Annotated in this window: 11 protein-coding genes and 1 other RNA gene; 1 reads left to right on the top strand and 11 read right to left on the bottom strand. The window is 59.9% G+C overall.

What is annotated here, in order from left to right:
• Positions 1 to 5 precede the first annotated feature (5 nt).
• The 8 genes from AAAX75_RS07405 to ssrA all read right to left on the bottom strand — a co-directional run bounded on the left by AAAX75_RS07405 (position 6) and on the right by ssrA (position 9,446).
• Entirely contained in the window at positions 6 to 3,005 is a 3,000-nt protein-coding gene (locus tag AAAX75_RS07405) for a BTAD domain-containing putative transcriptional regulator (protein WP_349091638.1), read from the bottom strand.
• A 447-nt stretch (positions 3,006 to 3,452) separates the two neighbouring features.
• Positions 3,453 to 4,181: a glucosamine-6-phosphate deaminase gene (gene nagB, locus AAAX75_RS07400; protein ID WP_195443890.1), complete on the bottom strand. Its 729-nt coding sequence runs from the start codon at positions 4,179 to 4,181 to the stop codon at positions 3,453 to 3,455.
• Positions 4,182 to 4,452: 271 nt separating this feature from the next.
• The gene (locus AAAX75_RS07395) at positions 4,453 to 4,920 is read right to left on the bottom strand and encodes a PTS glucose transporter subunit IIA (protein WP_349091637.1); all 468 of its coding nucleotides are present in this window, start codon (positions 4,918 to 4,920) and stop codon (positions 4,453 to 4,455) included.
• 101 nt (positions 4,921 to 5,021) lie between these two features.
• The gene (gene glmM / locus AAAX75_RS07390; protein ID WP_006234694.1) at positions 5,022 to 6,359 is read right to left on the bottom strand and encodes a phosphoglucosamine mutase; all 1,338 of its coding nucleotides are present in this window, start codon (positions 6,357 to 6,359) and stop codon (positions 5,022 to 5,024) included.
• A 120-nt stretch (positions 6,360 to 6,479) separates the two neighbouring features.
• The gene (gene rpsI, locus AAAX75_RS07385) at positions 6,480 to 6,875 is read right to left on the bottom strand and encodes a 30S ribosomal protein S9 (protein ID WP_022094634.1); all 396 of its coding nucleotides are present in this window, start codon (positions 6,873 to 6,875) and stop codon (positions 6,480 to 6,482) included.
• 2 nt (positions 6,876 to 6,877) lie between these two features.
• Positions 6,878 to 7,321, bottom strand: a complete 444-nt coding sequence (rplM, locus tag AAAX75_RS07380; protein WP_022094635.1) for a 50S ribosomal protein L13 — start codon at positions 7,319 to 7,321, stop codon at positions 6,878 to 6,880.
• A gap of 194 nt (positions 7,322 to 7,515) precedes the next feature.
• Positions 7,516 to 8,394 (bottom strand): patatin family protein, encoded by an 879-nt coding sequence (locus AAAX75_RS07375; protein ID WP_349091636.1) that lies wholly within the window; start codon positions 8,392 to 8,394, stop codon positions 7,516 to 7,518.
• A gap of 688 nt (positions 8,395 to 9,082) precedes the next feature.
• Positions 9,083 to 9,446: a transfer-messenger RNA gene (ssrA, locus tag AAAX75_RS07370) on the bottom strand.
• Between the two features lie 237 nt (positions 9,447 to 9,683).
• Between ssrA and AAAX75_RS07365 the strand changes: the two genes are divergently transcribed.
• The gene (locus AAAX75_RS07365; protein ID WP_138339673.1) at positions 9,684 to 10,118 is read left to right on the top strand and encodes a hypothetical protein; all 435 of its coding nucleotides are present in this window, start codon (positions 9,684 to 9,686) and stop codon (positions 10,116 to 10,118) included.
• Positions 10,119 to 10,176: 58 nt separating this feature from the next.
• Here the strand turns inward: AAAX75_RS07365 and AAAX75_RS07360 are convergent, their stop codons facing one another.
• The 3 genes from AAAX75_RS07360 to AAAX75_RS07350 all read right to left on the bottom strand — a co-directional run bounded on the left by AAAX75_RS07360 (position 10,177) and on the right by AAAX75_RS07350 (position 13,201).
• Complete coding sequence (locus AAAX75_RS07360) at positions 10,177 to 10,692, bottom strand: PIN domain-containing protein (protein ID WP_349091634.1); 516 nt, start codon at positions 10,690 to 10,692, stop codon at positions 10,177 to 10,179.
• The gene (locus AAAX75_RS07355) at positions 10,689 to 11,042 is read right to left on the bottom strand and encodes a hypothetical protein (RefSeq protein ID WP_349091633.1); all 354 of its coding nucleotides are present in this window, start codon (positions 11,040 to 11,042) and stop codon (positions 10,689 to 10,691) included. The genes AAAX75_RS07360 and AAAX75_RS07355 overlap by 4 nt, the downstream gene beginning before the upstream one ends.
• Before the next feature lie 143 nt (positions 11,043 to 11,185).
• Positions 11,186 to 13,201 carry a heavy metal translocating P-type ATPase gene (locus AAAX75_RS07350; RefSeq protein ID WP_349091632.1) on the bottom strand — a complete coding sequence of 672 codons (2,016 nt, stop codon included), beginning with the start codon at positions 13,199 to 13,201 and terminating at the stop codon, positions 11,186 to 11,188.
• Between the last annotated feature and the right edge of the window lie 45 nt (positions 13,202 to 13,246).

Here is a 13,246-nt window from a genome sequence, read left to right as displayed (position 1 = left end):
GTTTTTTATCGCTCGACCAGCACGCGATTGAGCCGCCCCTCCACCAAGCGCTCGTATAGACGCCGCGTCTCGGGCTCGGGCACGCCATTGACCTGCTCCCTCAGGTGGTGCATATGCCCGCTGTACAGCTCGACGATATCGCGCCGCCGCCCCGCCGCACTGTAGACGCGCATGGCGCAGCGCACCATATCCTCACGCGCCGTTTCCTGTCGAAGCCCCGACTCCGCCAGCCAAATCGCCGACTGCAGATCGTTTTCTTCTAGAGCGGCATTGGCCCCCTTAATCATGCAATCGATGTACTTTGACTGCATAATGCGCCGCATGCGCAAAAAGTAGGTGGGATTACAGCCATTGGGAACATACAGCGGTCCGGCATAAAGCTGCTCAATCTTAAGGCACAGCTCAACTAAATGGGGCCCGCGCGCACCCGTGCGATTTCCCAAAATCTCACGGCTTATCTGGTCAAACAGCCGTACATCGGTCTTGACGTAGTCGCCGTTGAGTCCGATGCATTCATTTTGGATGAGCACACACGACTTGCCATCCGGCGTCGGCCCCAAAGCCGACCGCAAGCGCGATATCGTCGAGTACAGGTTGTTGCGGGCGCTATTAAACTCGGCATGGGGCCACAGCTCCATGGCCAGCGTCTCACGATCGACGAGCGCATCCATGCCCAGCGCAAGCCGCTCGGCAAGTGTCGCCGCCTTCTTGCAGCGCCACATTTTGTCCGTGATGGGAAACCCGTCGCGCTCGGCGCGAAACGCACCAAACATGCGAATCTCGATATGGTCGATGGTATCAACGGCTTCAACCTCGCCGGCCTGGAACAGGCGCTCGCCCTCCCCTTCCAAATCGTCGCGCAGCGAGTACCGCGACAGCTCGCGCACGGGAAGCTTCTTGCGTATCCTGCCCGCCGGCTCGCCCAGACAATGCATGGCAAGGCGCGCAAAGAGCCGATACGATGGCTCTAGAATCCCCGCACGATTCATGGACATCCAGGCCGCAAGATCGCTATCTCGCCCCGCACAGGCCAAATGCAGCGCCACCATCCAGGCCTCCGCTCCACCAACCTGCGTCTGGCTTATATCGAGCAACTCCGCTTCCTCGCGCACCGAAACCATCGAGGTGTTACGCAGATATGCCGCGCGCTCCAGCAGCAATGCGTTATCGTGCATGTACGCAATCGACTCCTCGGCAAGTTTGAGCACTTGGACCGCACGGAACTTTGCATTAACCGGCCGTCCCTCTGCCAGCGACTGCCAGCCTTCTAGCAACAGGCCAAACAGCTGAATCTGGTTGTCGCGCATGCGCACGGCAAAACGATCGAGCTCGTTGAACGCCGCATCGTCGGTTACCGGCAAGCCGGAAAGGAGCCGCCGTGCCGCCAACACCATGCGCACCCAGATAGCCATCGCCTTAATCCCACGTACGTCGAGTGCCTCCCGCACCAGCGCCATCTCGTCGTCGCGTTCATCGGTTCCCGAAAACGACCCGTCAAAGAGCTCCACCAGCATACTATCGGCCCGTATAACAATCCCCGCGATGTCGAGCTCGCAGTCATAGGCCTTGCTCGTTTTGAGCTGCTGTAGAACGCCGCCGTCATCTCCCTGCTCGGCCAGGCAGCGCTTGACCTCGATATGCGCGGACAGCATGTCGAGTGCGGTGTGGGATGTCTCGATTTCTGGCACGGCCAGGTTCGTAGGAAGCCCAAGCCCGTTGTCCCCATAGCAAACAGCCGTCAGTGTCTGGGCTACCCTCCATGAAACAGAATCTATTTCGCAGGCCGCCCGTTCGCCCCCGCGCTCGATGACCGATGCCATATAGCGAGCAAGCTTTGTATTGGACACGCTGACCGCTGCCAGATATACGCCGAGCGCCTCGGCAGGCGTTGGCTCTGGAGCCGGATCGTCGGCATCGATCGTGCCCAGCGCTGCTCGGCAGATATCGGCCCCGTGCCCCGTCAGAGCAAGATCGACCCCATACTGACCAGCAAGTTCAAGGACCGCTTCACGGTCCAAAAAGGCGTCCGCCAGGCCCATCGCCGCATCGCATCGGCCCGCCTTAAGCAAAATCCGGGCCGCCCTCGGAACAAGTTCGGGGCGAACCTCGGCCACCAACTTACGCAAACGCAAGCGTCCGTTATCCTCCGTGCCCAGACACGTAAAACTCCGCTCGGCGGGGTCCAAGCCAAAGATCGGGTAGTCGCGTACAAAGTAGGACTGGTCGACCATCGACAGCCTTACCCCGCAAGCCTCGAGTTCTGCTATATTGCCCTCGCCCATCAAAACCATGAGACATGCCACGCAAAACAGCGCATTATTGTCGAGCGAAGCCAGATCGACAAGTGCCGCGCCATATACGTTGACAATCTCGTTTTCGAGCAGACCGGCTACGTCGCCTTGGCCATACAGACCCGTCTGCAATGCCGAAACGAGCTCGGGCACGCCCTGCGTGAGCTGATAAAAGTCAAGCGACGTGCTGATCGAAAACGCCGATGCCCACGCCGAATACTCATAGGCATGCACCTTGAGCATCTGCGCATTGATCTTAACCGAATCGCCCAGCCCATGAATCAGCTGACGATTTGAAGGACGGCAGGAGATAAAGACCCCTACCCCCATAGCGCGCAGGCCGCGAATCCTGTCGATGAGGTCTTCGGTATCGTGCTGATCGAGGTTTGGCACATTATCAATCGCGATAAGGGAGTGCGGTTTGTCTTTGAGTTCTTCTGTAACCACCTCGAGCTGCATAAACACCTCGCGCCCAATGGCGCGATCCGCCTCGATAATCCGCACGGGGCCTCGCGTCGGGTCGCATTTAACCTCATGGGTGTACTGCAGCAGCACCGAGGTCTTCCCAAACCCGTCGGGCGCATAAAGAACCACGATGCCGGCCTTTCGGCCCTTGGCGATAAGCTCATTCATCAAGCGTTCGCGTCGCACCATATAGCCTCCGCCCAGCGGCATCAGCTCGAGCTCGTCTATACCGCTCAAATCGTTTACCATGCCCGCTCCTCAACTCGACCGTATGGACACTGTAGCCGCAAGACCATACAAGCCGCGCTATGAATAGAGCGACCTTGTGTTTTAGGTTGTCTTTTGGTACGCAAGCGGCAAGTTTTTGTACAGCGAGGGCCGATTGTTATTAATCCCCCGACCAATCGGTCTTTAAGCAGGTAAATGAGCTTGTCAGCTTGTCCCATCTAAGCGGCAGTGTAACGCAGATGAACAAGGTTCAGCCATGTCATTCAACTCGCCTAGCACCCGCTACCGTCTACGACCTTCTAGTGGCATTTTTGCATAGAATCTGGTATGGAATGAATCAAGCTGTTGGGCATCCGGCATTCGTCAAGCTCGCGCAAGATTTTGGTCAAGTGGGCGGAAAGGGATAGCAAAAAGGCCCCCGTAAAGCGGAGGCCTTAGGCAAGGTTATGTCGAGCCGCAGGATTCGCGCTACTCGCAGAGCGAAAGAGCGGCCTCGTCGGCAACGACAACGCAGTTGGTGTGCAGCTGCAGGATCGAAGCCGGGCACTCGGGTGTAACCGGACCATAGCACATGTCATGCACAGCCTGAGCCTTGGCCTCGCCGTTGGCGACGACCAGGATCATGCGGGCATACATGATGGTCTGGGTACCCATGGTGTAGGCCTGACGGGGAACATCGTCGATGCTGTCGAACAGGCGGCTGTTGGCCTGAATGGTGCTCTCGGTGAGGTCGACGCAGTGCGTACCCTTGGAGAAGTGGTCATCGGGCTCGTTGAAGCCGATGTGGCCGTTGTTGCCAATGCCGAGCAGCTGCAGATCCGGGTAACCGGCGTCAGCGACGATCTTGTCGTACTCAGAGCACGCAGCGGCGGCGTCGGGGTTGGAACCGTCGGGCACATGCGTGTTGTTCAGGTCGATGTTGATGTGATCGAAGAAGTTCTCACGCATGAAGTAGTGATAGCTCTGGGGATCGTCGTGCGAAAGGCCGCGATACTCGTCCAGGTTATAGGTGCTGACCTCGGCAAAGTCGACGTCGCCCTTCTTGTACCAAGCAGCGAGCTGCTTGTAGGCACCGATCGGGGTGGAGCCGGTGGCAAGGCCCAGTACACAGTCGGGCTTGAGGATAACCTGGGCCGAGATGATATTGGCGGCCTTGCGGCTCATATCCTCGTAGTCTTTAGCTTTAATGATCTTCATTACGCGTCCTTTCTCGTACAAGAGAGGCAAGGCTCCCTTACAAGCACTTGCCCGCGGCCCGCGTCGGCCGCAACCAACGTGTGCGGCCACCAGGGCGAGGTCGCGTAATGTATGTGTCTCGTGTCTAACCGCGTCGAGGCCCCTGCCCGTCCACGGTGACCCAAAGCCTTTTAGCTTCGGACAAATCCCATCTTGCCACGGAGGGCGTCCTCTTTCAAGGGCGCCCTCCGTAAACGTGTTTGAATTGTAGGCTAATGGCCACGCGCACTTGCTAGCGCTCGCGAGCAACGATGAGCTGGTCCATCTCTTCGACATGCACGCCAACGGAGCCCTTGATGCTCGAGAACTCAACGGAGTTGCACACCAAGATGGGAACCGTCACATCGTAGCCCTCGGCAGCAATTGCCTCGCGATCGAACTCAATGAGTACATCGCCCTTATGGACGATGTCACCCACTTGCGCATGTACGGTAAAGTGCTTACCCTCGAGCTGAACGGTATCCAAACCAACGTGGATGAGCACGTCCAGACCATCGACCGTGTTAAGCGCTACGGCGTGTCCCGTGGGAAAAATGGCCTCGACCTTGGCATCAGCCGGCGCAATCACACGCGTTCCGGTGGGCTGAATCGCCACGCCTTGGCCCAAAAGGCCGGTGGCAAACGTCTGGTCGTTTACCTCGGAAAGCGAAATGACGTCGCCCGAGATGGGAGCATCCAGCGTAAGGACTCGACCACGCATACCAAAAGACCTTAGGACTTTAGTGAACATGCTCCCCCTCGGACATACCGATCAACCAAAATAACCTTAACAGTTTACCACTTGGCACCCGTTTTTGACCATTAGGGAAGTTCGCGCTTGACAACCTCAACGATGTCGTCGACAACGCGCTGGGTCAGCTCGTGCGTCTCGGCCTCGGCCATCACGCGGACCAGCGGCTCGGTGCCGCTCGGGCGCACCAGAATGCGGCCGCGGCCGTCAAGCTCCTTCTCGGCAGCAGCGACGGCATCCCAGATGGGCTGGCAATCGTCCAGACCAGCCTTGTTGTCGGAATGCACGTTGACGAGTACCTGCGGGTACTTCTTCATGATACCGGCAAGATCGGTGAGGGTGCGACCGGTACGCTTGAGCACGGCCAGCAGCTGCAGAGCCGTCACCAGGCCGTCGCCGGTGGTATTGTGCTCCAGGAAGATGATGTGGCCGGACTGTTCGCCGCCGATGACGGCGCCGTCCGCGAGCATGCGCTCCAGAACGTAGCGGTCGCCCACGGCGGTCTGGACCATCTCGAAGCCCTGCTCCTTCATAGCGATGGAGAAGCCCAGGTTGCACATGACGGTCGAGACGATCTCGGAGTTGGCGAGCTTGCCGCGAGCGGCGAGGTCAGAACCGCAGATAGCCAGGATGTAGTCACCGTCGATCTCATTGCCCTCGCTGTCCACAAAGAGCACGCGGTCGGCGTCGCCGTCGTGGGCCAGACCGATGTCAGCGTGGGTGCGCAGCACGAGCTCGCGCAGGGGCTCAAGGTGCGTAGAGCCGCACTCAACGTTAATGTCGGTGCCGCAGTAATCGGTGTTGATGGCATGGACCGTGGCACCCAGGCGCTGCAGCGCGGCGGGCGTAGTCTGGCAGGAAGCACCGTGACCGCAGTCGACGGCAACGACCAGGCCATCGAGCCTCAGGCCATCAAGCGTATCGATGGCATGATCGACATATGCCTTGCGGGCGTCCTTCATCTTGATGATGTGGCCCACGCCGGCACCGGTCGGCAGCGTGTCGGCAGCCATGGCTTCCTCGGACATGACCCAGGCGCTAATCTCTTCCTCGACAGCATCGGGAAGTTTCATGCCCTTGCGGCTAAAGAACTTAATGCCGTTGAACTCCGGCGGATTATGCGAAGCAGAGATGACGATGCCGCCGTCGAGCTCGTTCTGAACGGTGAGCAGTGCCACGGCAGGCGTGGGGATGACGCCGCAGCAGTGCGGTCGGCCGCCCTCGGCCATAATGCCGGCGGTCAGAGCGCTCTCGAGCATGGTGCCCGAAAGACGCGTGTCGCGGCCGATGCAGATGTCCGGACCAAGGAACTTGGTCGCCGCGCGACCCAGGCGAAACGCAAGATCGCACGAGAGGTCGGCATTGGCGACGCCACGGACGCCATCGGTACCGAAGATGTTCTGGGGCATAGGATCGCTCCTTCCCTAGCAGGCGATATGCAACCGCCCACCCTAGTCGAAAAAAAACGGGACCCGCCGAGGAATCGGCAGGCCCCGCTTGTACATTGTATCTCGAAAGGAGATAAAACCTTAGCGCTTGGAGAACTGGGGAGCGCGGCGGGCCTTCTTGAGGCCGTACTTCTTGCGCTCGACCACGCGAGCATCGCGCGTAAGGAAACCGGCCTTCTTGAGGTCAGCACGGTAGTCGCCAGCGTTCAGAAGAGCGCGAGCGATGCCCAAGCGCAGAGCGCCGGACTGACCGGAGATGCCGCCGCCATCGCACAGAGCGATAACGTCGAACTGACCGGCGGTGTCGGTCACCTTGAAGGGAGCAAGGGCGTTCTCAACGAGCTGATGACGGCCGAAATACTGCTCGGCGTCACGCTTGTTGATGGTCACCTTGCCGGTGCCGGGGACGAGACGGACGCGGGCGACGGCGTTCTTACGACGGCCGGTACCCTGGTAGACAACGGTGTTCTCAGCCATCTTTAAGCCTCCAGCTCAATCTTCGTGGGGTTCTGGGCAGCATGCGGATGCTCGGCACCAGCGTAGACCTTAAGCTTGGTCATCTGGGCACGGCCGAGGGTGGTCTTGGGCAGCATACCGCGAACGGCGCGCTCGATGACCTTCTCCGGGTGCTTCTCCATAGCCTGGCGGAAGCTCTCAGCCTTGAGGCCGCCGTTGTAGCCGCTGTGGCGATAATAGGTCTTCGTGTCGGCCTTGTTACCGGTAAGCTGGACCTTATCGGCGTTGATGACGACAACGAAGTCGCCGCAGTCGCTGTTGGGCGTGAACTGGGGCTTGTTCTTACCGCGCAGGATCATTGCGATCTGGGTGGCAAGACGGCCCAGGACAGCACCATCGGCGTCGACGAGAACCCAGTTGCGCTGGACCTCGCCCTGCTTGGCGTAGTGAGTCGATTTCGAAATCACTTAGACTCCTCCATGTACAGTACGTGTTGTTACAGAGATTCACGGGGCTCTGCAAGTAACCCGTCCATATTACCCCGCTCGCCGTACGAGTCAACAGGTATTTTGGCTCCGACCAGAGTTTCTGCACATGTCATCCACGAGCCGTGATTTTTCCAGCTCTTTAGCTGTTGCCATTTTTTGAGGGTTCGCCGTCGCTAGCGTTCAACGAACTCTTGGATTTCCGCGAGCAGGCGCTTTGCCTCCTGACGGCCCTGGATATACAGGTCCAAAAGCTTTGCCGAATCGTGCTCGACATGGCCGACCTCGACCGGCTTTTGCGGAGCGACGACCAACGCACGGCCCTCGCGCTCATACTTCCACAGGTGCATGCGCTGGATGTTGTAGCGGTCGTGGCGCGTCTCGATTCCCTCGAGCAGATAGGGGTAGTCGGCATAGCGGGCGCGCGCGGCAGGCATAAACTCGTAAGGCTTTTTCTCGTACGAGCGGTCCTGCGTGACAATGACGACCGCGCGATCGAAGCCCGCCTCCTCCAGCACGTGCTCGATGGGGATCGAATCGGCTACGCCACCGTCGACGTATTTGTGCCCGTCAATCTCGACCGGCGGCGTCACCAGCGGCAGCGACGTCGAGGCGCGAACAGCGTCGAGGTCGAGCACGGCGCTTTTGACCGGGAGGTACGTGGCGGTTCCAAAGAGCATGTCCGTCGCGACGGCGTACATCTCGATGGGGCTCGCGTCGAATGTCTCGTTGTCAAAGGGATCCAGGCGGTCCTGGACATCGTTGAAGATAAAGTCGTAGCCGACGATAGAGCCCGTGGACGCAAACGATGCGGCGCCCATGAAGCGGCTGTCGTTGCAGAAAGCCAGGTTGATGCGGTTGGCACGGCCTATCTGGTGCGACTTGTAGTTCACGCCGTTGAGGGCGCCGGCCGATACACCGTAGACAGCCGGAATCTCAACGCCGGCCTCCATGAGAACGTCGAGCACGCCCGCGGTAAAATGCCCGCGGAAGCTGCCGCCCTCCAAAACGAGCGCGACCTTGCCGGCGTTCTTTGCTTTATCTTCTGCAGTCATATTGACCTCCTGCGATTGCGTTTTGGCCTTCTTCTACCCAGTTTTGGGATGGAGAGCGCATGGGTTTTGGAGTTGAGGAGGGCGGGGCGGTCGGCGGGAAAGCGTGTCCCGTTCTCAGAGCAAATTCCGGGTCGCATTTTCCGCTGAGCCCGCCATCAGGAAAATGAATCCCATTCCGAGCTTGGATTCCGGGATGTGCTTTCCGCTTGGGCTGCCATTGGGAAAGCATGTCCCACTCTACGGCTCGATTCCGGGTCGCAGTTTCCGCTTGAGGCGCCATCCGGAAACTACGTCCCAGTCTGAGCGCGGATTCCGGGACACGCTTTCCGCCTGGGCCGCCATCGGGAAAGCGTGTCCCGGCCTGCGTTGACGCGGCGTTTTCTTTACGCCCGCGCCCTGCACAGAGTTCGATTCTCCGCGGGTTTGGGGTTCCGTTGATGCGGCGCATGGCCAGCTGAGATTCGATAAACATCGCATCCATATTGAGCTGATAGTTTGCGCGGAGAATCCGCGTATTTGCTTCGCAAATCCGCACCGGCTTCGGCCGCCTGCCGGCGTCCTCGCCCGCGGGCTAAAAACGCTTACGCGTTTTCTTAACGCCCGCGCCCTGCACAGAGTTCGATTCTCCGCGGTGCGGACTAGAAATAAAAAGGCAGGTAGAGACACTACTCTACCTGCCTGTTACTTATGGTGGAGGCGCGGAGAATCGAACTCCGGTCCACGAAAGCCCCCTGATTGGCATCTCCAAGCTCAGTCGCTGGTTTAGTCTCGGACGCTTTGCGCGCAGCGACACGCTCGCGGCGTCCTAACCGGTTCGGTCTTAGCCTGCGCCATACCGATTACGTGCGCAGGAGCATTCCCCTAAAATGACGTCGCGCCGGTGGCGGGGAAATCACCGGGTTGACGCGCCGCTATAAACTAAGCAGCGAGAGCCATAGGCTCAAAAGAAGAGTTGTTGTCAATTCAATTTGACGGTACCCCTGTTTAACGAGGCGAGGAGACCTCGGCTTGCTTCCTCTCTCAGAGCTATCGTGTCGAAACCAGTCGCCCCCGAATGTCGGGAAAGTCTGGATGGTATCGGGCACGAATACCCAACACCCGTCGACTTTTCAAGGAACATGCAGGGCGAGCCCCGCTTGTGGAGTGTTATCTTACCACGTTCTGAAAGCGGACAGCTGTTCTATGCACGAGCTGTGAAGACCCCAATGTGCGCCGCACTTCGCACTTTTGCTACCGATCGCGTCACGTATATTTTCGCCAAGCAAAATTGACCCGTCGAAAGGACCGTTATGGATACCAAGCAGCAACTCGTCAATGCCCTCGCAGGCCTGGGCTCAACCATTACCGAAGCTATGGATGTCATCGAGGGCTTTGTCCCCTGCGGACATCCCGCCCTCACGGTATCGAACGCACTCGTCGCGCTGGACGCTGACGATGATGCGGCTCTCGCCCAGCAGCTTGAGACCGTCGAGGGCTTTATCGACCACGTGAGTGAGAACCGCGGCGTGGCCGCCTACCACGGCATCGAGGTCGAGCTCGCGGGTCCCAAAGCCGATCTGCTCGCAGCAATCCGCGAGGTAGGCGCCCTTATGCAGACCGCAGGCGTCAAGAACACCCAGGTCAACGAGTGGGTCTACCGCAGTCTGGCAGCACTCGACAGCTCCGACGAAAAGGCAGCCGAAAAGCTCGCAGAAAGTCCCGCCATTAAGGCCGAGCTTTTGTAAATAGCAGACGCGGGTCCCTTGACGCATCGTCGTCCAAGAGGCCCGCAAACAGTTCGCGTCAACCGATAGCCGCGCCGCCACGTTCGGCCAAAGCCAGAATCGGCATCATTTGGCGCGGGGTCTTTGCTGCAAGATCGGCATGTTCGAGCAGCTTGCGATCGTTGGTCACCAAGTAATCGACCTGTGCGCGCTTACACGCGGCGAGCACCAAGTTGTCCTCGTAATCGCGATGGAGCGCTAAGTATTTGTCGGCCAACCAAAGGTCCGACGCATCTGCGCCCACGGCTGTGGCGTTTTCGGTCATGTTCCGAACAAACGCCAGCGCCGCATCGCCAATCGCGCGGGCAGATGCCTCGTCGAGCGCTCCCCCGCTGGCAAGAACGCTACGCCTCAGCTCGTGTTGGACAACGTACAGCACGTCCTTGGCAATATGCACCGGGAAGAACAGCAATGCCCCCGTCTCTGCTGCCTGCCTAATAAACGCACGCGCGGCAAGCGACTCGGCATGGTCGACGCAAAACGAATCAACCCATACGTTGGCGTCCACCATTATTTTGAGGGGAGCCCCACTCACTGGATCATCCCCTTTTGGCGATAGCGCTCGTCCATGGCTTCGGAATAGATTGTGTCCCAACCGCGATCGTCGGATACGGGCGACGTAGCGATGCCCAAATCTGCATAAAGCCGATCTGCCGCTGCCCACGATGCGGCGAACGGAGTATCGTGCGCGACGGTCTGTTGCCGGCCATCAACGGCAGACAGCACTTCCTCGCACTGCCCGCCACCCTGCGCGACCTTGGCCACCACCTTTTTGATGAGCTCGGGCAGCGACCCGCCCGAAAGCCGCAGCGCCTCCTCGGCACGGTTCTTGACCTGGCGATCCACGCGAACGTTCACCTGTGCCATGCCGCTAACAGTACCCACGTCGATCCCGCTCCCTTCAATTGCTAGCCATGCTAGCACCACTATATAAAGAAGCTAGCGAATGGTCAAATGCAAAAGGCCTGCACCCAGACAGCACCGATGCCGTCAGGGTGCAGGCCAGATAACGTGGGCGAACACGTCTGCTAGCGCAGGTAAGCCTTTGCGTTGCCCAGGCTATAGGCGATCGTCGAGCCGTTGTGCAGTAGCGACGACGCCTGCGGGGTAATCGCGCCGGTAATACCCAATGCCAACAGCGCCGAGTTGGTGAGCATCACCTTAGAGTAGGAGCTCGTCAGACGGTCGATGAGACCCTGGCTCATACGGCGCAGGCGCACGATCGCGGCCAGATCCGTATCGGTCAGGATGATATCGGCGACCTCCTTGGCAATGTCGCTTCCGCCACCCATTGCCAGCCCCACGTCGGCCAAACCGAGCGCCGGCGAATCGTTGACGCCGTCGCCCACCATGGCAACGTGGCGCCCCTCGCCCTTAATGCGCTCAACATACGCGTACTTGTCCTCGGGCAGTAGCTCGGCCTTAAACTCGTCGACACCTGCCTCGCGAGCAATGCGCTCGGCCGTACGCTCCGAGTCGCCCGTGAGCATGACCACGTGCTTAACGCCCAACGCGTGCAAGTCGGCGATGGCCTCGCGGACCCCGGGCTTAAGCGGGTCCTCGATACCGAGCACGCCCACAACGGTGCCGTCGACCGCCAGATACAGCGGCGACAGGCCCTGCATCTGGGACTCGATGCGCTCCTTGATGTCGGACTCGAGCTGCGCGCCCTCGTCCTCAAATACAAAGTGCGCGGAACCGATGATGGCACGACGCCCTTCGATGGACGAAGCGATGCCGTGCGCCACGATGTACTCGACGGCGGCATGGCGCTCGCGGTGCTCGAGTCCGCGCTCACGTGCCGCATTTACCACGGCGCGCGCCACCGGATGCGGGAAATGCTCCTCCAAGCAAGCAGAAAGGCGCAGAATCTCGTCCTCGCTCCAGCCATCGGTGGTGAGCACGCAGGCAAGACGCGGCTGCGCCTCGGTGAGCGTGCCGGTCTTATCAAACACAATGGTGTCGGCCTTGGCAAACGACTCGAAGTACTTGGCGCCCTTGACCATGACGCCCATCTTGGCGGCATCGCTCATAGCAGTCATGACGGCGACGGAGCCCGTGAGCTTGAGTGCGCACGAGTAGTCGACCATCAGCGCCGCCGAGGTCTTGATGAGGCTGCGGGTAGTAAGCGCAACCAGGCCCGCGAGCAGGAAGTTCCACGGGACGATCTTGTTGGCAAGGTCCTCCATATGCGACTGGCCCTCGGACTTGAGCGAGTCGGCCGTCTGCACGAGCGAGACGATTGAGCGCAGTTTGGTTTGCGCCGTATTGGCGCGCACGCGCACCAAGATGCTGCCGTCTTCCACGACGGTGCCGGCGAACACGTCGTCGCCTGCGCTGCGCTCGACGGCCAGCGGCTCGCCGGTCAGGGTCGCCTGGTTGACCATGGCGCTCCCCTGCTCAACCACGCCGTCGATGCAGATGGACATGCCAGTGCGCACGGCGACCAGGTCGCCGGGCTCAAGCTCGGTGGCGGCAACGCTTACCTCGGTGTCGCCGACGACCTTCTGCGCCTTGTCGGGCACATCGAGCAGCGAGTTGATGAGCTCGTTTTCGCTCATGGCGCGGGTGTAGTCCTCGAGCAGCTCGCCCACGTTGAGCAGGAACATCGTCTGGCCCGCGGTGTCGACATCACGCTTGACAAACGAAATGCCGATGGCCGAAGCGTCGAGCACAGGAACGGTCAGGCGCGGCTGCGCCAGCTCATGAAGGGCAGCGCGCAAAAATGCCATGTAACCGGCCACGACAAACACCGCACGCAGAGGCGTCGGCAAGAACCAGCGACGTGCGTAGTGGGCGCCGATAAGTGTGGCCAGGTCCATAACGAGTTTATGCTTGCGCGGCTCGAGTTGCATCACGTAGCCCGACTTGGCATCGGCGATAGCTTGAGCATCGAGTGCGCCTAGGGCGTCGAGCACGCTTGCGCGGCGCGGCTCGTCGTACTCCAGCGCCATCTGGCCAATGCGGCCATACACGCGCACCTTGCGCACGCCGTCGATATCGCCGCTGAGCTTAAGAAGTGCATCGAGATCGCTCTCTGGCACAGGACCCGCCAATTGAAGACGGGTCCTGCCGGGGATCTCGCTAAT

Source organism: Collinsella sp. CLA-ER-H7 (genome assembly GCF_040092345.1).
In the GTDB taxonomy this organism is placed as follows: domain Bacteria; phylum Actinomycetota; class Coriobacteriia; order Coriobacteriales; family Coriobacteriaceae; genus Collinsella.
The sequence above is the reverse complement of the archived record's forward strand: the minus strand, read 5'-3'. Positions and strand labels throughout refer to the sequence as shown.